19 protein-coding genes and 1 tRNA gene are annotated in these 17,712 nt (G+C 69.5%); 10 read left to right on the forward strand and 10 right to left on the reverse strand.

Translation table 11 applies throughout. The features are described from left to right. Genes ACK4UM_RS02190 through ACK4UM_RS02200 form a run of 3 tightly spaced genes read left to right on the forward strand, consistent with a single transcriptional unit; the run spans position 1 to position 3,491 of the window. Positions 1–1,506 carry a CpaF family protein gene (locus tag ACK4UM_RS02190; protein WP_409794963.1) on the forward strand — a complete coding sequence of 502 codons (1,506 nt, stop codon included), beginning with the start codon at positions 1–3 and terminating at the stop codon, positions 1,504–1,506. A 25-nt stretch (positions 1,507–1,531) separates the two neighbouring features. Further along, complete coding sequence (locus ACK4UM_RS02195) at positions 1,532–2,503, forward strand: type II secretion system F family protein (RefSeq protein ID WP_409794966.1); 972 nt, start codon at positions 1,532–1,534, stop codon at positions 2,501–2,503. Positions 2,504–2,525: 22 nt separating this feature from the next. Next, positions 2,526–3,491: a type II secretion system F family protein gene (locus tag ACK4UM_RS02200; protein WP_409795164.1), complete on the forward strand. Its 966-nt coding sequence runs from the start codon at positions 2,526–2,528 to the stop codon at positions 3,489–3,491. 22 nt (positions 3,492–3,513) lie between these two features. On the opposite strand, the gene tcuA is transcribed toward ACK4UM_RS02200, so the two are convergent. Then, a complete protein-coding gene (gene tcuA / locus ACK4UM_RS02205) occupies positions 3,514–5,007 on the reverse strand; it encodes an FAD-dependent tricarballylate dehydrogenase TcuA (RefSeq protein WP_409794969.1) in 1,494 nt (497 codons plus the stop codon). A gap of 237 nt (positions 5,008–5,244) precedes the next feature. Between tcuA and ACK4UM_RS02210 the strand changes: the two genes are divergently transcribed. Continuing rightward, positions 5,245–5,898, forward strand: coding sequence for a GntR family transcriptional regulator (locus tag ACK4UM_RS02210; protein ID WP_409794972.1), 654 nt, complete (start codon positions 5,245–5,247; stop codon positions 5,896–5,898). Positions 5,899–5,916: 18 nt separating this feature from the next. On the opposite strand, the gene ACK4UM_RS02215 is transcribed toward ACK4UM_RS02210, so the two are convergent. Then, the gene (locus ACK4UM_RS02215; protein ID WP_409794975.1) at positions 5,917–6,375 is read right to left on the reverse strand and encodes a pyridoxamine 5'-phosphate oxidase family protein; all 459 of its coding nucleotides are present in this window, start codon (positions 6,373–6,375) and stop codon (positions 5,917–5,919) included. 231 nt (positions 6,376–6,606) lie between these two features. Between ACK4UM_RS02215 and ACK4UM_RS02220 the strand changes: the two genes are divergently transcribed. Continuing rightward, entirely contained in the window at positions 6,607–6,930 is a 324-nt protein-coding gene (locus ACK4UM_RS02220) for a hypothetical protein (protein ID WP_409794977.1), read from the forward strand. Between the two features lie 21 nt (positions 6,931–6,951). On the opposite strand, the gene ACK4UM_RS02225 is transcribed toward ACK4UM_RS02220, so the two are convergent. Then, positions 6,952–7,176: a hypothetical protein gene (locus ACK4UM_RS02225; protein ID WP_409794980.1), complete on the reverse strand. Its 225-nt coding sequence runs from the start codon at positions 7,174–7,176 to the stop codon at positions 6,952–6,954. Positions 7,177–7,394: 218 nt separating this feature from the next. Between ACK4UM_RS02225 and ACK4UM_RS02230 the strand changes: the two genes are divergently transcribed. The 3 genes from ACK4UM_RS02230 (at position 7,395) to ACK4UM_RS02240 (ending at position 11,614) form a co-directional block, all read left to right on the forward strand. Continuing rightward, complete coding sequence (locus ACK4UM_RS02230) at positions 7,395–8,816, forward strand: mannose-1-phosphate guanylyltransferase/mannose-6-phosphate isomerase (protein WP_409794983.1); 1,422 nt, start codon at positions 7,395–7,397, stop codon at positions 8,814–8,816. A 136-nt stretch (positions 8,817–8,952) separates the two neighbouring features. After that, complete coding sequence (locus tag ACK4UM_RS02235) at positions 8,953–10,257, forward strand: UDP-glucose dehydrogenase family protein (protein WP_409794986.1); 1,305 nt, start codon at positions 8,953–8,955, stop codon at positions 10,255–10,257. Then, complete coding sequence (locus tag ACK4UM_RS02240) at positions 10,235–11,614, forward strand: TIGR03808 family TAT-translocated repetitive protein (RefSeq protein ID WP_409794989.1); 1,380 nt, start codon at positions 10,235–10,237, stop codon at positions 11,612–11,614. Before ACK4UM_RS02235 ends, ACK4UM_RS02240 begins: the two co-directional genes overlap by 23 nt. Before the next feature lie 4 nt (positions 11,615–11,618). Here ACK4UM_RS02240 and ACK4UM_RS02245 read toward each other — a convergent pair whose 3' ends face one another. From ACK4UM_RS02245 to ACK4UM_RS02270, 6 genes are all read right to left on the reverse strand, one after another. Then, positions 11,619–12,263, reverse strand: coding sequence for an aspartate/glutamate racemase family protein (locus ACK4UM_RS02245; RefSeq protein WP_409794992.1), 645 nt, complete (start codon positions 12,261–12,263; stop codon positions 11,619–11,621). A 5-nt stretch (positions 12,264–12,268) separates the two neighbouring features. Then, positions 12,269–13,555, reverse strand: a complete 1,287-nt coding sequence (locus ACK4UM_RS02250; RefSeq protein ID WP_409794995.1) for a TRAP transporter large permease — start codon at positions 13,553–13,555, stop codon at positions 12,269–12,271. Beyond that, positions 13,555–14,070, reverse strand: coding sequence for a TRAP transporter small permease (locus tag ACK4UM_RS02255; protein ID WP_409794998.1), 516 nt, complete (start codon positions 14,068–14,070; stop codon positions 13,555–13,557). The genes ACK4UM_RS02250 and ACK4UM_RS02255 overlap by 1 nt, the downstream gene beginning before the upstream one ends. A 16-nt stretch (positions 14,071–14,086) precedes the next feature. Continuing rightward, positions 14,087–15,070 carry a TRAP transporter substrate-binding protein gene (locus tag ACK4UM_RS02260; RefSeq protein ID WP_409795001.1) on the reverse strand — a complete coding sequence of 328 codons (984 nt, stop codon included), beginning with the start codon at positions 15,068–15,070 and terminating at the stop codon, positions 14,087–14,089. Positions 15,071–15,590: 520 nt separating this feature from the next. Next, positions 15,591–16,442 (reverse strand): MurR/RpiR family transcriptional regulator, encoded by an 852-nt coding sequence (locus ACK4UM_RS02265; protein ID WP_409795004.1) that lies wholly within the window; start codon positions 16,440–16,442, stop codon positions 15,591–15,593. A gap of 33 nt (positions 16,443–16,475) precedes the next feature. After that, a tRNA-Leu gene (locus ACK4UM_RS02270) sits at positions 16,476–16,560 on the reverse strand. Positions 16,561–16,695: 135 nt separating this feature from the next. On the opposite strand from ACK4UM_RS02270, the gene ACK4UM_RS02275 reads away from it, so the two are divergent. Both ACK4UM_RS02275 and ACK4UM_RS02280 read left to right on the forward strand, forming a co-directional pair. Next, positions 16,696–17,259: a disulfide bond formation protein B gene (locus tag ACK4UM_RS02275; protein ID WP_409795007.1), complete on the forward strand. Its 564-nt coding sequence runs from the start codon at positions 16,696–16,698 to the stop codon at positions 17,257–17,259. Between the two features lie 79 nt (positions 17,260–17,338). Continuing rightward, positions 17,339–17,500, forward strand: coding sequence for a hypothetical protein (locus ACK4UM_RS02280; RefSeq protein ID WP_409795009.1), 162 nt, complete (start codon positions 17,339–17,341; stop codon positions 17,498–17,500). A 9-nt stretch (positions 17,501–17,509) separates the two neighbouring features. Here ACK4UM_RS02280 and ACK4UM_RS02285 read toward each other — a convergent pair whose 3' ends face one another. After that, on the reverse strand, positions 17,510–17,653 hold the full coding sequence (locus ACK4UM_RS02285) for a hypothetical protein (protein WP_409795012.1): 144 nt from the start codon (positions 17,651–17,653) through the stop codon (positions 17,510–17,512). Between the last annotated feature and the right edge of the window lie 59 nt (positions 17,654–17,712).

Here is a 17,712-nt window from a genome sequence, read left to right on the forward strand (position 1 = left end):
ATGTTCGGCAAGAGACCCACCACCGGATCGCCCTCACGCCCCATCGCCGTGGAGCCGGGCCTGCTCGTCCCCGCCGCCCCGCCGCTCGATCGCCTGCCGAGCGGCGCGGGCGCGGCAGCGGTGCCGGTCCTGCGCGACGGCGGCCCCGCGTCCCTCTCCGCGCTCGAGCCGCGCCGCGTGGACGAGAAGCCGGTGGCGGTGGTCGAGCGCGGGAAGTCGGACAAGTACTACCAGACGAAGAGCATGATCTTCGGCGCGCTGATCGAGGCGATCGATCTCGCGCAGCTCTCGCGGCTCGACGCCGATTCGGCGCGCGAGGAGATCCGCGACATCGTCAGCGAGATCGTGGCGCTCAAGAACGTCGTCATGTCGATCGCCGAGCAGGAGGAACTGCTCGAGGACATCTGCAACGACGTGCTCGGCTACGGGCCGCTCGAGCCGCTGCTCGCGCGCGACGACATCGCCGACATCATGGTCAACGGCGCGAACAAGACCTATATCGAAGTCGGCGGCAAGATCCAGCTGACGAACATCCGCTTCCGCGACAACACGCAGCTGATGAACATCTGCCAGCGGATCGTCAGCCAGGTCGGTCGCCGCGTCGACGAATCGAGCCCGATCTGCGACGCGCGCCTGCCCGACGGCTCGCGCGTGAACGTGATCGCACCGCCCCTGTCGATCGACGGGCCGGCGCTCACCATCCGCAAGTTCAAGAAAGAGAAGCTCACCCTCGACCAGCTGACGAAGTTCGGCGCGATCTCACCCGCGGGTGCGGACATCCTGAAGATCATCGGTCGGGTGCGCTGCAACACCGTCATCTCCGGCGGCACCGGCTCGGGCAAGACGACGCTGCTCAACTGCCTGACGAACTACATCGAGCACGACGAGCGGATCATCACCTGCGAGGACGCGGCCGAACTCCAGCTCCAGCAGCCGCACGTGGTGCGCCTCGAGACGCGCCCGCCCAATCTCGAGGGTCAGGGCCAGGTCACGATGCGCGACCTCGTGCGCAATTGCCTGCGCATGCGCCCCGAGCGGATCATCGTCGGCGAGGTGCGCGGCCCGGAGGCCTTCGACCTCCTCCAGGCGATGAACACCGGCCACGACGGCTCGATGGGCACGCTCCACGCGAACTCGCCGCGCGAGTGCCTCTCGCGTATCGAATCGATGATCACCATGGGCGGCTTCTCGCTGCCCTCGCGCACCATCCGCGAGATGATCGTCTCCTCCATCGACGTCATCATCCAGGCGGCGCGTCTGCGCGACGGATCGCGCCGGATCACCCACGTCACGGAGGTGATCGGCATGGAAGGCGACGTCATCATCACGCAGGATCTCGTCCTCTACGACATCGTCGGCGAAGACGCGAACGGCAAGCTGATCGGCCGGCACCGCTCGACGGGGATCGGGCGGCCGCAATTCTGGGATCGCGCGCGCTATTACGGCTGCGAGACCGCGCTCGCGGCCGCGCTCGACAGCCTCGAAGTCACGGACGCGGATACGTGACGACGCAACGCGAGCAGGAGGGGCCATGACCACGCAACAGCTCATCGTCGCCGCGCTCGCCATGATCGCCGCGGGCGGTTTCGCCTGGGTGTTCCTCTATCCGATCTTCTCGGGCCAGCGTCGGGCGGAGGCGCGCCAACAGGCGCTCTCCGCGCGCCCCGCCGAGAAGCGCGCGGAGCGTGCGGCCGCCAACCGGCGCGACCAGATCGCTCAGAGTCTCAAGGAGCTCGAGGCGCGCGAGACCCTCAAGAACAAGCGCAGCCTCAAGGAGCGCATCGCGCATGCGGGGCTCGACTGGTCGATCGGCCGCTTCTACCTCGTCAGCGCGGGCTCGGGCGTCGCGGCCGGCCTCGTCGGCCTGATCGCGACGGGCAATCTGTTCGCGGCCGGGCTCGCCGCCTTCGCGGGCTTCTTCGGCCTGCCGCGCTGGACCATCGACCACATCGCCAATCGCCGCATGCTCGCTTTCGTCGAGGAATTGCCGAACGCGATCGACATCATCGTCCGCGGCATCCGCGCGGGCCTGCCGCTCGGCGATTGCGTGCGCGAGATCGCGAGTTCGGCGCGCGAGCCGGTGCGCACCGAGTTCCGCCTCCTCGTCGAGGCGCAGACCGTCGGGATGTCGCTCTCCGAGGCCGTGCAACGCATCCCCGAGCGGATCCCGACCCCGGAGGCGAACTTCTTCGCCATCGTCATCGCCATCCAGGCGAAAGCGGGCGGCAATCTCTCCGAGGCCCTGGGCAACCTCTCCCGCGTTCTGCGCGACCGCAAGAAGATGAAGGCGAAAGTCAAGGCGATGAGCACCGAGGCGAAGACCTCGGCCGCGATCATCGCCTCGCTGCCCTTCCTCGTGGTGGCGATCACCTATTTCACCAGCCCCGACTACATCTCCCTGAACTGGACGACCCTGATCGGCAAGATCGTGCTCGGGGTATGCGCGTTCTGGATGATGATCGGCGTGTTCGTGATGAAGAAGATGATCGATTTCGACATCTGAGGAGCACGTCGTGACGGGCTTGATGTACACGATCACCGATCCGCAGTTCCTCGCGATGGCGCTCGCGGCCATCGCCGCGGCCGCCAGCGTCTATTCGATCGCGATGCCGCTCGTGAGCGGCGACAATCTCAACAAGCGCCTCAAGGCGGTCTCCGTCGAGCGCGAGCGGATCCGCGCCCGCGAGCGCGAGCGCCTCTCCGCCTCCCAGGCGCGCCCGAGCCTGCGCCAGCGCCCCACCGCCCGGCTGCGGGAGATCGTCGACCGCTTCCGCCTCTCCGACTGGCTCGGCACCGATTCGGCCAAGAAGCAGCTCGCGCTCGCCGGCTACCGCGGTCAGAAGGCGGAGTACACGTTCCTTCTCTTCCGTCTGGTGATGCCGATCGCGCTCGGCCTGATCTCGGGGTTCTACCTCTTCGTTCTCAACAGCTTCGAACTCGCCGCCCTGATGCGGCTCGTGATCGTGATGATCGCGATCTATCTCGGCATCAAGCTGCCGGAGATCTATCTGCGCAACACCCGGGACAAGCGGCAGGCCTCGCTCCGGCGCGCTTGGCCCGATGCGCTCGACCTGCTTCTGATCTGCGTCGAATCGGGCATGTCGATCGAGCAGGCGATCCGGCGCGTGAGCGTCGAGGTGGGTACGAACTCGATCGCGCTCGCCGAGGAACTCACCCTCACCTCCGCCGAGATGTCCTATCTGAACGATCGCCGCGCGGCCTACGAGAACCTCGCCGAGCGCACCGGGCTCGAGCAGGTCAAGGCGGTCGTCACCGCCCTCCTCCAGGCGGAGAAGTACGGCACCCCCATCGGCCAGGCCCTGCGCGTGTTGGCTCAGGAGAGCCGCGATCAGCGCATGGCGGAGGCCGAGAAGAAGGCCGCCGCCCTCCCCCCGAAGCTCACCGTGCCGATGATCGTGTTCTTCCTGCCGGTGCTCTTCGCCGTGCTGCTCACGCCGGCGCTGATCCAGGTGTTCGAGACGTTCCAGTGATCGCGACGGGTCGAGGGGCGGCCTAGCCCCGCCCCTGCAGCGCGCCGGCGACGCCGTTGCCGGCCATGCGGCCGAAGACCGAGCCCGACATCAGGCCGGTGCCGCCGGGATAATTGAAGTAGAACAGCCCGCCGACGAGCTCCCCCGCCGCGTAGAGGCCGGGGATCGGCGCCATGTCGGTGTCGAGAACCTGGGCGGTGTTCGGATCGATGCGCAGTCCGCCGAAGGTGAAGGTGATGCCGCAGGTCACCTGGTAGGCCTCGAAGGGTCCCTCGTCGATCGTGTTCGCCCAGTTCGACTTCCGCACGGGGAGGCCCTCCGTGCAGCGCCCGTCCTTCACGTTCGCGTCGAAGGGGATGTCGGTGCGCACGGCCGAATTGTAGGCGCGGACCTCCTCGAGAAACGCGCGCGGATCGACGCCCTCGAGCTTGCCCGCGAGCTCCTCGAGCGTCGGCGCGGTCACCTTCGTCACGCGGCGGATGCGGTACTCGTCGCGCAGGAGGTGGACGACCTTGCGATCGAAGATCTGCCAGGCGAACTGGTCGGGCTGCTCCAGGACGACGCGGCCGTATTTGGCATATGTGTAGTTGCGAAAATCCGCACCCTCGTCGACGAAGCGCCGACCGTGGGCAGTGACCATAATGCCCCAGGGATAGGAATGCTTCTGGAAATTGTCGCCGACGGTCAGATCCCCGAATTCCGGCGCGTTGTAATCCCACCCGACCGCGTGGCAGCCCGACCAATTGCCGTAGGGCGAGGCGCCGACGTCGAGCGCCATCTTGATGCCGTCGCCCGTGTTGAAGCGCGTGCCGCGCACCTTGGCGAGCTCCCAGCCGGGTCCGAGATAGCGCGTGCGCATCTCCGGATTGGCCTCGAAGCCGCCCGACGCGACGACGACCGCGCGCGCCGCGAGATCGTGGATCGCTCCCCCTCGCTTGACGCGCACGCCGGTGACCGCGTGGCCGTCGTGGAGAAGGGACACGGCGCGGGCCTCGTAGCGGATCTCGATGCCGAGGCGCTCGGCGATCGCCGTCTCCTGATCCACGAGGCCGGGCCCGCCGCCCCAGGATTCGACCGTCAGCCCGCCCCAGAACTTGAACTTGCCGTCGATCTTGAAGGCCTGTCGGCCGTAGATCGGCTGGAAGCGCACGCCCTTCTCGCGCAGCCAGAGCATGGTCTCGAAGGAGCGCGTCACCAGCGCCTCGCACAGAGCGGGATCCGTGCGGTAGCGGGTGACGCGGAACATGTCGTCGAAGAACTGGTCGGTCGTGTAGGTGCCGAAATCGGTCATCGCGATCTCGTCGTCGCTGAGATCGGGCATCACCGCGCGCAGATCCTCGACGCCGCGATAGGCGAAGCGGATGGCGCCGGCGGTGAAGCGGCTGTTGCCGCCGTTCTCGTCCCGCGGCGCGCGCTCGAGCATCAGGACGTCGAGCCCGGCCTCGCGTGCGGCGAGCGCCGCGCAGAACGCCGCGTTTCCGGCCCCGACGACGATGAGATCCCACTTCCTGCTCACGCGAGGCCGCTCCTTCTTTTCCCTACCCAAACTCCGCCCTTATTGTACACAATCGCATACGATGATCAACCGGAGACCGGAAGGAAGCCTTCTCTCGCGTGCGACGTCGCGTCGCCGCACGCGCGAGGCGCAGCCCCTCGCCCATTCGTCTACACTTGCAAATCCGCGCATGCGTCCGACGACGTACGCTTTTCGACCACTATGCGGCCGCCGACCCATCGCGTATGAGCCTCGCTTATGAAACCGATCGACGATGAAGACTTCCTCGGCACCCGGGGCCAGAGCGTCTACCGCGCCATCCTCGCGGCGATCCGCTCGCGCCAGTACAAGCCGGGCGACCGCCTCCGCGAGGAGGAGGTGGCCGCGCGTCTGGGCGTGAGCCGCACGCCGGTGCGCGAGGCGCTCGGCCGTCTGCAGGAGAAGGGTCTCGTCGAGGCGGCGACGGGACGCGGCCTCGCGGTCGCGATCCTGAACGCGCAGCAGGTCATCGAGCTCTACGCGATGCGCGAGGAGCTCGAAGGCGCGGCCGCGCGCTTTGCCGCCCAGCAGGCGAGCTCGGTCGAGATCGACAATCTGGAGCGCCTCAACGAGGCGTTCGAAGCGGCCGCGAACGATCCGCCGCGCGCCTCGGAGGTCAACCGCGTCTTCCACGAGCGTCTCTACGACGCCGCGCGCAACCGCTACCTCTCCCAGGCGCTCGACGATCTGCAGGACGTGATCGCGCTCCTCTCCTCGACGACCTTCGTCGTCGGCGGGCGCGTCAATTCCGCGGTCGAGGAGCACCGGGCGCTGATCGGCGCGCTGCGCGATCGCGACAGCGACGCCGCCGAGCGGATCGCCATGGGCCACATCCGCTCGGCCTTCCGCACGCGCCTCGCCATGCTGGGCTGAGGCCGCGCGCGAGCCGCGTCAGGCCGGGCGGACGCGATAGGTCGCGTAGCCGCGCTCGCGCTGCTCCTCGACGGTCCGGTCCGGAAACAGCGTGTAGCTCGGCGCGCGGACCCGCGAGACGCGGGTGGCGGTGACGTGGATCGCGCGCCGCACCGGGAAATCGGGCCCGGCGAGGTCGGCGAGGATCGGACCGAACGTGGCGAATTCCGGATCCTCGCGCTCGACGAGCCGCGCGCGGCCCGCGATCTTGAAGCCGCGCTGGGCGAAGACGTCGACGAAGCTCACGCAGACGAGGGGGTTGCGGGCGATGTTACGGACGCTGACGGGGGAGGCGATGTCCGCGATCAGCAGGGCGTCGCTCCCATGCGCGGTGAAGATCTCCTTCGGGCTGACGTTCGGCTGACCGTCCTCGCCCACGGTGGCGAGCCAGCACAGGACGGAATTGGCGATATCCTCGAAGACCGCATCGTTGAACACGGATGGTCCCTCCCCTTCGTCGCGAACCGGCCTTGCTGCCGTCGATGGGCGGGCAATCAACCACGAATGAATCTCGATGGGAAGATACGTGACGCGACGAGCCCTCCCCCACGCGCGGCTCCGGCGCGAAAACCCGCGCGAAAAGCGGCAAACGCCGACCATGTGATCGATCGCCGCAATGGCTTGTTTACGGGGCCGACGCATCATGATCGCAGAACGCGGGAGGGAAGAATGCTCGTTTACGTTCCGGTCGCGCTGTTCGCGCTCCTCCTGACGGCGCTGGGCGCGACGCTGTCGGCCTCGCCGATGCTTCTCCTCCTGGCGCCCTTCACGGTCAGCCTCTGCGTCGCGACGGCGGCGGTGCTGATCGCCTGGCTCGCGCCGCGCCGCGAGGCGCCGGAGAGCGAATTGTGCCTGGACACGCTCAACACGCAGCTGAGCGCGCAGCTCTCGGAGGTCGCCCGCGCCCTCGCCCGCGTGGCTCCCGAACCCGTCGCCGTGCCGGCTCCCGTCGCCGACCAGAAGCCGGGCGAGCCGCGCCGCCGCAGCGCGTGAGACGCGGCTCGTGCGCGGCCTTCAGGTCGTGCGCGGTTTCGGATCGGGAGAGGCGAGCCTGCGCGCGTCGCGCTCCACGAACGTCCGTCGCGACGATCGCCATGCGACGAGTACGGCGGAGAGGAGGACGAGCGCGCTCGCGACGAGGGGAGCCGCCGCCAGCAGCACCGGCAGCGCCAGGATCGAGGCTGCCAGCACGGTGAGCAACGCTCCGGTCAGCGCGACCGCGATGTAGACGAAAAGCATCGACTCTCGCCTTCCCGACGTGACGACACCGGCACGATGGGCGGACCGACTCGCCCCGACGATCCTGCTTTGCTCGCGTTCGCGGTGGAAGACGTATCTTTCTGCTCCAATGCGACGGGACACGGCAGCCCGCCTGCGGCCGCGCCTCGTCCGCGGCCCTCTTGTTGCCCCGCACAACCCGTGCGAAGAGAGAGGGGCGCGGTTTTCCGGAGTGGGTCATGACCCGCATCACTCCCCTGATCCTCTGCGGCGGTGCCGGCACGCGGTTGTGGCCGGCTTCGCGGGAGGCTTTCCCCAAGCAGTTCATCGAATTGCTCGGCGCGCGCTCGACCTTCCAGGACACGCTGGCGCGGGTCTCCGACCCGGATCTCTTCGCGACCCCCGTCGTGATCACGAATGCCGACTACCGCCACCTCGTCGCCGACCAGATGGCCGGCATGGGGATCGCGGGCACGATCCTGCTCGAGCCGGCGCGGCGCGATTCGGGGCCGGCGATCGCGGCGGGCGCGGCCCATGTCGCCGCCGACGATCCCGACGGGCTCGTCCTCGTGCTCGCCGCCGACCACGTCGTGCGCGACGAAGCCGCCTTCCGCGAGGCCTGCCGGATCGCGGCGGCGGCCGCGCGCGAGGGCGCGATCGTCACCTTCGGCATCCGCCCGGACCGGCCCGAGACCGGCTACGGCTACATCAAGCCGGGGGCGCAGACGGCGATTGCCGGCGTCCATTCGCTGGAGGCCTTCGTCGAGAAGCCGGACGCCGCGCGCGCCGCCGACTACGTCGCCGCCGGCTATCTCTGGAATTCGGGCAATTTCCTCTTCCGCGCGCAGACGCTGCTGGACGAATATTCCCGCCACGACGGAGCGACCGTCGAGACCGTCCGCGCGGCGGTGGCGAGGGCGACGCGCGATCTCGGCTTCACCGTGCTCGACGCGCCCGCCTTCGCGGCGGCGAACGCGCTCTCGATCGACTATGCGGTGATGGAGAAGACCGAGCGCGCCCGCGTCGTGCCGGTCTCGATGGGCTGGTCGGACGTCGGCTCCTGGCACGCGGTCTGGGAGCTCTCCGAGAAGGACGCGGCCGGCAACGCCGCGCACGCGACCGAGCGCGGCGCGGTCGTCTTCCGCGACGCGCACGACAATTACGTCTCCGCGCAGGACCTCGTCTGCCTCGTCGGCGTCTCGAACCTCGCCGTGATCCAGACGCGCGACGCCACCCTCGTCTTCGACCGCAACAGCGCGGAGAGCGTCAAGGCGCTCGTCGCCGAACTCAAGGCGCGCGGGCGCGCCGAGATCGTCGAGCACCGCCGCGTCTACCGCCCCTGGGGCAATTACGAGGGGATCGATCGCGGGGATCGCTTCCAGGTCAAGCGCATCGTGGTCGAGCCGGGCGGGCGGCTGTCGCTGCAGAAGCATTTCCACCGCGCCGAGCACTGGATCGTCGTGCGCGGTGCCGCGTTGGTGACGGTGGGCGAGAGCGAGACGCTCGTCCACGAGAACCAATCGACCTTCATCCCGCTCGGCGCCGTCCACCGGCTCGAAAATCCCGGCAAGATCCCGCTCGAGTTGATCGAGGTCCAGTCCGGCTCCTATCTCGGGGAGGACGACATCGTCCGCCTCGAGGACGCGTACAACCGCAGCTGAGACGCACGACGCGGCCCGTCTCGGGGCTGCCTCGTCGCGGCGCGGACCGAGACACGAGACGCGCGCGACCGGATGGGCCGGTGGCGCGCAGGAAGCACGACGCGGCACGCGCCGCACGCACGGAGAACGACGACACATGCGCGTTGCGATGATCGGTTCCGGCTATGTCGGCCTCGTTTCAGGGGCCTGCTTCGCCGATTTCGGGCACGAGGTCGCCTGCATCGACAAGGACCCGGCCAAGATCCAGGCGCTCGAGGCGGGGCGGATGCCGATCTTCGAGCCAGGGCTCGAAGACCTCGTGCGCCGCAACGTCGAGCAGGGGCGGCTCTCCTTCGCCACCGACCTGTCGGACGCGGTGGCGGCGGCCGAGGTCGTCTTCATCGCGGTAGGCACGCCCTCGCGCCGCGGCGACGGCCATGCCGACCTCTCCTACGTGCATGCCGCCGCGCGCGAGATCGCCCGCGCCATCAGCGGCTACACCGTCGTCGTGACGAAATCGACCGTTCCCGTCGGCACCGGCGACGAGGTCGAGCGGATCATCCGCGAGGAGCGGCCCGATGCCGCGTTCGCGGTGGTGTCGAACCCGGAATTCCTGCGCGAGGGCGCCGCGATCGACGATTTCAAGCGCCCCGACCGCATCGTCGTCGGCGCCGAGGACGCGCGCGCGGCGGACGTGATGCGCGAGCTCTACCGTCCGCTCTACCTCAACCAGGCGCCGGTCCTCGTCACCTCGCGGCGTACGGCGGAGCTGACGAAATACGCGGCGAACGCCTTCCTCGCCACCAAGATCACCTTCATCAACGAGATCGCGGACCTGTGCGAGAAGGTCGGCGCCAACGTTCAGGACGTCGCCCGCGGCATCGGCCTCGACAACCGCATCGGCTCGAAATTCCTCCACGCCGGCCCGGGCTACGGCGGATCCTGCTTCCCCAAGGACACGCTCGCCCTCGTCAAGACCGCGCAGGACGCCGACAGCCCCGTGCGCATCGTCGAGACGGTGGCCGCCGTCAACGATCAGCGCAAGCGCGCCATGGGCCGCAAGGTGATCGCGGCCTGCGGCGGCTCGGTGCGCGGCAAGCGGATCGCGCTCCTCGGCCTGACCTTCAAGCCCAATACCGACGACATGCGCGACGCGCCCTCGATCGCGATCGTCACCGCGCTCCAGGACGCGGGCGCCGAGGTCGTGGCCTGCGACCCCGAGGGCGTCGAGCAGGCCAAGAAGGTGCTCGAGAACGTCACCTACGCGCCCGACGCCTATGCCTGCGCCGAGGGCGCGGACGCGGTCGTGATCGTCACCGAATGGAACGCCTATCGCGCGCTCGACCTGTCGCGCCTCGCCCGTCTCCTGAAGTCGCCGGTGATGGTCGATCTGCGCAACGTCTATCGCCCGGAGGAGGTGCGCGCGGCCGGCTTCACCTATGCGAGCGTCGGGCGGGTCTGAGAGCGGCGCGCCCTCGCGGCGCGCCGTCGTCGCGGGCGCGCTCGCCGGGATCGCCGCCGCGCCCGCCGCGGCCCTCGCGCAGCCGATCGCGAGCGAGACGCTCGGCCTGCGTCCGGACGGCTCGGACCAGACGGACGCGCTCGCGCGTGCGCTCGCCCGAGCGGCGGAGGCCGGCCGCCCGCTCGCGCTCCATCCGGGCGATTACCGCGTCGCGGGCGTCGCGATGGCGCCCGGCGGAACGCTCGTCGGGCCGCGCAGCGCCCGCCTCGTCGGCATCGGATCGGCGCCGCTCCTGACGGCGCAGAGCGTGCCGCAGGCGCGAATCCTCGGCATCTCGCTCCTCGGCGACGGCGGCTCGGTCCTGATCGAGGCCGAGGGGGTGCGAGAGCTCGTGCTCGACGATCTCGCGCTTTCGGGCGGCTCGATCCTGGTGCGGCTCGTCGGCTGCGGCGGCCAGGTCACGCGCTCGCGCTTCGAGGCGGGCGGGGTCGGCCTGATGTCGACGGACGCGACCGGCCTCCTCGTCGTCGGCAACGTCGTCGAGGACATGGAGGACAACGGCATCCTGATCTGGCGCTCGCAGAAGGGGCACGACGGCTCGATCGTGGCGCACAACCGCGTGCGCCGCGTCGGCAGCCGCTCCGGCGGGCAGGGCCAGAACGGCAACGCGATCAACGTCTTCCGCGCCGGCGGCGTGCGCGTGTGCGACAACGTCCTCACCGACCTCGCCTTCAGCGGCGTGCGCGCCAATTCCGCCGATGGGGTCGGCATCGAGGGCAACACGATCGAGCGCTGCGGAGAGACCGCGATCTTCGTCGAGTTCGCCTTCGCCGGCGCCGTCGTCGCGGGCAACCTGATCGACACGGCGCAGAACGGGATCTCGGCGGCGAACCTCGATCACGAGGGCCGCGCGAGCGCGATCACCGGCAACGTCGTGCGCAACCTCCACAAACGGCCCTCGCCCCGCGCGGATGCGGTCCTGCCGGCCCGCCCGCCGATCGACGACGACGAGCGCGGCGCGGGCTCCTACGGCATCTTCGCGGAAGCCGACGCCACGGTCAGCGGCAACACGCTCGAGAATCTGGAGGGGCTCGGCATCGGCATCGGCTGGGGGCCGTTCCTGCGCACGATCTCCGTCGTCGGCAACGTGATCGCCGGCTGCGAATACGGCATCGTGCCGAGCGTCGCGGAGGGGACCGGCGCCGCGCTCGTCGCCTCTAACCTGATCTCGGGAGCGCGCGCCGGCGCGATCGTCGGCGCCGAATGGGGCCGGATGGTCACCGCCGACCTCGCCCGCGCCGAGGTGCCCGCGCCCTTGCGCGCGCGGCTGATGGTGAACGGCAACATGGCGACGTGACGGCTCAAGCCGCCCGGGCGAGCCGCAGGAACCCCATCGCCGCCGCCACCCCGTCGATCACCGGAACGGGGACCTCGGACGCGATCGTCTGCGCCATGCCGGCGAGCGGGCCGCCGCCGAGCACGATGGCGCCGCCGCTGTCGGGCGCGACCTCCCGGCACAGATCGGCGAGGGCCGCGCGCAGGCGGTCCGGATCGCGCTCGTGGTCGGCGGGCGAGGCCTCCGGCACGCGAATCATCGCCACGCGATCGCCGAGCCCGTTCCGCTCCGCCGCCTCCACGAGCGAGGGCGCGACCGCGGGGCTGAAGGAGACGATCGCGAAGCGCTCCCCGAAGGCGAGCGCTGCGAGGAAGCTCGATCGCGCGATCCCCACCACGGGGCAGGCGACGCGCGCGCGCACCGCCTCGATCGCGGTGTCGCCGAAGGAGGCGAGCACGATGCCGTCGAAGCGCGTCTCGAGCCCCGCCACGAGCGCGACCACCGCCTCCTCCGCGATCGCCGCATCCGCCGGCGTCACGATGAGGGAGGGGCCGAACGGGGCGGCGCGCGTCTCGACGACGTCGCGCGGATGCGCCGCCGCCTCGGCCGCGCGGGCGATCCGCGCGGTGACCACGGGGGAGGTGTTGGGGTTGATCACGAGGATACGCATCGCGCTCACAGGAGAACCGAGGGAAGCCACAGCGACAGAGCCGGGAAGACGTTGACGAGGAGGAGCGCCACCAGCATCGCGGCGATGAACCACAGCATGGAGGGCAGGATCTGCCCGATCGAGATCTTCGCGATGGCGCAGGTGATCAGCACCACCGAGGCGACCGGCGGCGTCTGCTGACCGATGCCGAGATTGATCGTCACGATGAGCCCGAAATGCACCCGGTCGATCCCGAGCTGATCGGCGAGCGGCAGGAAGATCGGGACGAGCATCAGGATCGCCGGCGTGCCGTGGACGATGGTGCCGGCGAGCAGAAAGAAGACGTTGATGACGAGGAGCAGCACCCAGTAATTGTCGGACAGGGTGAGGATCGCGCGGGCGATCTCCTGGGGGATCTGCTGGTTCGTCAGATACCAGCCGAGCAGCGTCGAGGTCGCCACGATGAACATCAGCATCGCGCTGCGCTTGCCCGCGAGCCGCAGCGTGTCGACGAAGCTCGACGGGGTGAGCGTACGGTAGAGGAAGGCCGCGAGCACGATCGACCAGAGCGCGGCGACGGCGCCCGCTTCGGTCGCGGTGAAGATGCCGCCGAGGATCCCGAACAGGATGAAGATCGGCAGAGTGAGCGGCAGAGCCGCCGACTTGCCGGTCTCGATCACGCGCGAGAAGGCGAATTTGTGCTCGAGCGGATAGCCCCGCCGCACCGAGATCAAATAGGCGGTGAACATCAGGAGGAAGCAGACGAGGAAGCCGGGGATGATGCCCGCCGCGAAGAGCTGCGCGATCGAGGCGTTGGCGACATAGGCGTAGAGGATGAGGTTGAGGCTCGGCGGCACGATGATCGCCATCGTCGCCGAGGTCGAGGTGACGGCCGCCGCGAAGGCGACCGGATAGCCGCGTCTCTTCATCTGCGGGATCATCACCGAGCCGATCGCGGCCGCGTCCGAGGTCGCGGTGCCGGAGATCTCCGAGAAGAACAGCGAGGTGAGGATGTTGACGTGCGCGAGCCCGCCACGGATGTGGCCGACGAGCGAGCTCGCGAAGGCGATCAGCTTCTCGGCGATGCGCCCCTGGTTCATCACCTCGCCGGCGATCATGAACAGGAGGGCGGCGACGAGGAGGTAATTGTTCGCGCCCGTGAAGGGCACGAGCCCGACGATGCGCGGCACGACGGCCGGATCGAGCACGATCAGGGTCGCGGCGGTGACGCCGAGCACGAAGGCGATGGGCATGCCGGCGAGAAGCAGCACCACCAGCATGCCGAGGATGAGATATCCGGGTTCGATCGGCATCAATGGTCGGTCTCCGGCATGAGGTCTTGCGGCTCGAGGCGGCCGGTGAGGAGGCCCGCGAGGCGCACGGCGCAGATCGCGCAGATCAGCGCGCCCCCGAGCGGCAGCGCGCCGCGGAAGAGGACGACCGGCAGATCGACCGAGATCATCAGCCGCCAGCCGAAGCTCATCGCCGCGATCGTGCCGAAATAGGCGAGCATCGCGGCAAACGCGCCCATCAGGACGAGGTTGAGGGCGAACACCGCCTTCTGCGCGGCGCGCGGGAGCATCCGCACGACGCTGTCGAAGCCCAGATGCTCGTTCGTGCGCGTCAGATAGGCCGCGCCGACGAAGGTCAGCGCGGCGAGGAGATGGGCAGGCAATTCCTCGCTCCAGGAGACGGAGGAATTGAGCACGAACCGGGCGAAGACCGCCCAGTTCAGGAGCACGAGCAGGAGACCCGCCACCGCGATCGTGAACGCGTCGAGGATTGCGAGGAGGATGCGGTCGAGGACGCCGACGACGCGCGCGATCATGGCGGGCCTCACGCGCTCAGTTCGAGCCGGTGACGACGGCGAGCGTCGCGTCCATCATCTCGCGCCCGATCACGTCGACGAAGACCGGGTCCTCGTAGAGCGGCAGAGCGGCGGCGCGGAAGGCGGCGAAATCGACCTCGTTGATCGCGATCTTGCCTTCGAGCTCGGCAAGCGTCTTCGCGTCCGTCTCCTCGCCCCAGGCGAAGGACCAGGGCGCCAGCTCGAGCGCGATCCGCTCGATCGTCTCGCGCATGTCGGGCTCCATGCTCGCGAGAAGGCTCTCCGAGAACAGGAGGAAGGTCGGCAGGTAGACGTGGTTCGAGAGGGAGAGGTAGCTCTGCACCTCGTAGAACCGGGCGGAGGTCGCGATATGGGCGGGGTTCTCCTGGCCGTCGATCACGCGCTGGTCGAGGGCGGAATAGACCTCGCCGAAGGAGAGCGGCGTCGCGTTGGCGCCGAGCGCGTTGAACATCGCCACGCGCTGGCGGCTCGTCGGCGTGCGGATCTTGAGCCCCTGCAGGTCGGCGGGGGTGACGATCGGGCGCACGCGGTTCGTGATCACGCGAAAGCCGTTGTCCCACAGGGCGAGGAGGCGCATGCCCTGGCCCTCGAAGCCCTCGCGCAGGAGCGCGCCCGCCTCGCTCTCGAAGAAGCGGGTGACGTCGTCGCGGGTCTCGAACAGGTAGGGCAGATCGAACACGGCCGCGCGCGGATTGACCTGAACGACGGCGGAGGCCGAGAGCGAGGCGTGGTGCGTGCCGAGCCCCAGGCCCTGGAGCACGTCTTCCTCCGAGCCCAGCGTGTTGCCCATGAAGATCTGCACGTCGATGCGGCCCGGCAGCTCGGCCTCCAGGCGCTGCTCGAATTCCTGCAGGAAGACGTGGGCGAAGGAGCCCTCCGGCAGCGACGAGTTGATTTGGACGACGAGGGGCGCGGCGGCGGCGGGCGCCGCGATGGCGAGCGCGGCGGCGGCGAGGATGGCCTTGAGGGAATGCTTCATGCGAGTTGCCTCCGAGGTGACGCGTCTGGTCGCCTCAGGCAAAGCGATTTCCGTGCCGATCTTACATGAAAAGCATTTTTCATAGAATTCGCGCGTCGGGACAAGCACTTGCCGCCCTGCGCCCGCCGAGCGCCTCACGAGCGCGCGCGCGGCCTCCCTGACGCGGCGAGCGGCAGATGCCGCTTCGATAGGCGAAAGGGCGCGTGGAGCCGCACCCTCTCCTTCCCCTCAGGGGAAGGTGGCTCCGGACCCGAACAGGGTCCGGAGACGGATGGGGTTATTCGCTCCGAAGGAGCGAAGGGGCGTTGGGAGCCGCCTTACGTAAGGAGCTCTACGACGACGCCCCTTCGCCGCTCTCGCGGCGAAAAACCCCATCCGACCCGTCGCCTGCGGCGCTGGCCACCTTCCCCTGAGGGGAAGGAGAGCGGCGGCGCCTTGTCCTCTCCCTTGCGATGCGCAGATCGCGACGTGCGAATCCACGCACCCGCAGATCGGATGGCGGCTCCAACCCGAACCGCCCTCAGATCTCGTCCAAGTCCTCGTGCAGGCTCTCGATCGCGGCGAGGCGGCGGCGGCCGGCCGCGCCGGCCCGCTCGATCACCCGCGTCGCGAGGAGGTGGCAGACGCCCATCACGGCGACGTGGCTGAAGAGCGGGCCCGGCGCGGCGGTGCGGCAGCGCACGTGCAGCTTCATGCGGGGATCGTGGGCGACGCCCTCGTCGGTGACGTAGAGGATCGCCGCGCCCGAGCGCACCAGCGCCTCGACCACCGCGGAAGCCTGCTTGGGGCGGCGCCGCAGGGCGAAGACGACCACGCAATCCTCGCGCCCGAGCCCCGCCAAATGCTCGCCGAGCGTCTCGCCGGGGCCCGGCACGACGCTCATCGTCTCGATCACCTGCAGGGTCTGCCAGTAGAAATATTGGGCGAAGGCACGACTCGTGCGGAAGCCGATGACGAGGACGCGTCGCGCCGACAGGAGCCGCTCCGCCATCGCGTCGATCTCGACGGCGCCGAGCGAGAGGAAGGTCTGGGCGAGGTTCGCCTGCCCCTGCTCGAGATGGATGCCGACGGGATCGCCCGGCTCGTCGCCCGCGCGCACGAGGAAGAGCGCCGCGCCCGACTGGCCGTCGGCGCGCGCGTGCTGGCGCGCTTCCTCAAAGGAGCCGTAGCCGAGCCTGCGCACGAAGCGGGTGACGCTCGCGTTCGAGACGTTGGCGAGGCGCGCGAGCTCGGTCGCCGAATAGCTCGCGAGCTCGCCGGGGAAATCGAGGACGAGATCGGCGAGCCGCCGCTCGCTCGGGTGCAGCCCCGGCAGGGCCGCGCGCACGCGCGAGAGGAAGGATTGTCGGTGAGCCTGCTCCGCGCCGGCCATGCAAGCCCCGAGACGACACGATGCCGAGAACGTTGGTGCCCCTGGCCGGGATCGAACCAGCACTCCTTGCGGAACTCGATTTTGAGTCGAGCGCGTCTACCAATTCCGCCACAGGGGCGACGCAGGAGAGGAGGTAGCATCGCGGGCGCGCCGAATCAACGCGGCTTTGCGCCCCGCAGGACGCTTTATCGAGGGCGGGCTTTCGGCTATGGCGCGCGAGCACCATATCCGCCGCAAGGACGAGGAACCCGAGATGACCGCGATCACCGCGCTCGCCCGCGACGCCGCCGCCCGGCTCGACCGCCGGATGGTCGCGGTCGCGATCCTGCTCGCGGCGACCGCGACGATCGGGGCGGCGCTCGTCTTCGAGCACGCCTTCGGCTATCTGCCCTGCGCTTTGTGCCTGCAGCAGCGCTGGCCCTATTATCTCGGGGTCCCGCTCGCCGCCGGCGCCGTCGTCCTCGCCCCGCGTCGGATCGCGGGGCGCGCGGCGCTCGCGGCGCTCGCGGCTCTGTTCGTCGCCTCCGCCGGGCTCGCCTTCTATCACGTGGGCGTCGAGGCGGGGATCTTCGCGGGTCCCGCCGATTGCGGAGCGGCGGCGGCGCAGCCGATGGCGGGCTCGATGGACGCCTTCCTCGCCCAGCTCGAGACCGTGCGCGTGGTGAGCTGCTCGGAGGTGACCTGGCGCTTCCTCAGCCTGTCGATGGCGGGGTGGAACGGGCTGATCTCGCTCGGCATCGCGGGGGCGGCGGGTTTCGCGGCCGCACGGCTGCCGGGGCGGCTCTCGGCGAGCCTCTCACGGCGCCGCGCCGGATGAACGGCAGCTGAACGCACCGCTCAGGTTTCGTTCGGGCGGCGCGCGCTAGGAATGGCCTCACATTCGGGAGGCCGACGCCATGATCGCACGCACCGCCAAAGTCACCGCCGCCTCGCTCTACGCGATGACGATGATCGGGCTGTTCGCGGGGATGGGCGTCATCGCGACGGACGCGCCGCTCGCGCGCACCGGCAACGACCCGGCGGTCGGCTTCGCGCTGGTGATGCTCCTCAAGCGCTGAGCGGGCGTCTCACCGCTCGTCGCGGTCGCGACGCAGCTTGTCCTCCTCCGCGCGGCGCTCGCGGCGCAGCTTCCAGACCTCCCATGACGCGAAGCCGATCAGGACGACGAGGAGCAGGAACTCGCCTGCGACGATGAGCGCGCTACTCGACATGAGGCCTCGTTCGGGACGGGCGCGACATGAGCGCCAGGGACACGTTGTCGCAGATAGGG

Origin of the sequence: Salinarimonas sp. (assembly GCF_046292825.1) — a bacterium.
In the GTDB taxonomy this organism is placed as follows: Bacteria; Pseudomonadota; Alphaproteobacteria; order Rhizobiales; family Beijerinckiaceae; genus Salinarimonas.

Bases quoted from the DNA above. Each gene is read 5' to 3' on its own strand.
- ACK4UM_RS02190 (WP_409794963.1), top strand. From the start codon at position 1: ATGTTCGGCAAGAGACCCACCACCGGATCGCCCTCACGCCCCATCGCC.
- ACK4UM_RS02195 (WP_409794966.1), top strand. From the start codon at position 1,532: ATGACCACGCAACAGCTCATCGTCGCCGCGCTCGCCATGATCGCCGCG.
- ACK4UM_RS02200 (WP_409795164.1), top strand. From the start codon at position 2,526: ATGTACACGATCACCGATCCGCAGTTCCTCGCGATGGCGCTCGCGGCC.
- ACK4UM_RS02210 (WP_409794972.1), top strand. From the start codon at position 5,245: ATGAAACCGATCGACGATGAAGACTTCCTCGGCACCCGGGGCCAGAGC.
- ACK4UM_RS02220 (WP_409794977.1), top strand. From the start codon at position 6,607: ATGCTCGTTTACGTTCCGGTCGCGCTGTTCGCGCTCCTCCTGACGGCG.
- ACK4UM_RS02225 (WP_409794980.1), bottom strand. From the start codon at position 7,176: ATGCTTTTCGTCTACATCGCGGTCGCGCTGACCGGAGCGTTGCTCACC.
- ACK4UM_RS02230 (WP_409794983.1), top strand. From the start codon at position 7,395: ATGACCCGCATCACTCCCCTGATCCTCTGCGGCGGTGCCGGCACGCGG.
- ACK4UM_RS02235 (WP_409794986.1), top strand. From the start codon at position 8,953: ATGCGCGTTGCGATGATCGGTTCCGGCTATGTCGGCCTCGTTTCAGGG.
- ACK4UM_RS02240 (WP_409794989.1), top strand. From the start codon at position 10,235: ATGCGAGCGTCGGGCGGGTCTGAGAGCGGCGCGCCCTCGCGGCGCGCC.
- ACK4UM_RS02245 (WP_409794992.1), bottom strand. From the start codon at position 12,263: ATGCGTATCCTCGTGATCAACCCCAACACCTCCCCCGTGGTCACCGCG.
- ACK4UM_RS02250 (WP_409794995.1), bottom strand. From the start codon at position 13,555: ATGCCGATCGAACCCGGATATCTCATCCTCGGCATGCTGGTGGTGCTG.
- ACK4UM_RS02255 (WP_409794998.1), bottom strand. From the start codon at position 14,070: ATGATCGCGCGCGTCGTCGGCGTCCTCGACCGCATCCTCCTCGCAATC.
- ACK4UM_RS02260 (WP_409795001.1), bottom strand. From the start codon at position 15,070: ATGAAGCATTCCCTCAAGGCCATCCTCGCCGCCGCCGCGCTCGCCATC.
- ACK4UM_RS02265 (WP_409795004.1), bottom strand. From the start codon at position 16,442: ATGGCCGGCGCGGAGCAGGCTCACCGACAATCCTTCCTCTCGCGCGTG.
- ACK4UM_RS02275 (WP_409795007.1), top strand. From the start codon at position 16,696: ATGACCGCGATCACCGCGCTCGCCCGCGACGCCGCCGCCCGGCTCGAC.
- ACK4UM_RS02280 (WP_409795009.1), top strand. From the start codon at position 17,339: ATGATCGCACGCACCGCCAAAGTCACCGCCGCCTCGCTCTACGCGATG.
- ACK4UM_RS02285 (WP_409795012.1), bottom strand. From the start codon at position 17,653: ATGTCGAGTAGCGCGCTCATCGTCGCAGGCGAGTTCCTGCTCCTCGTC.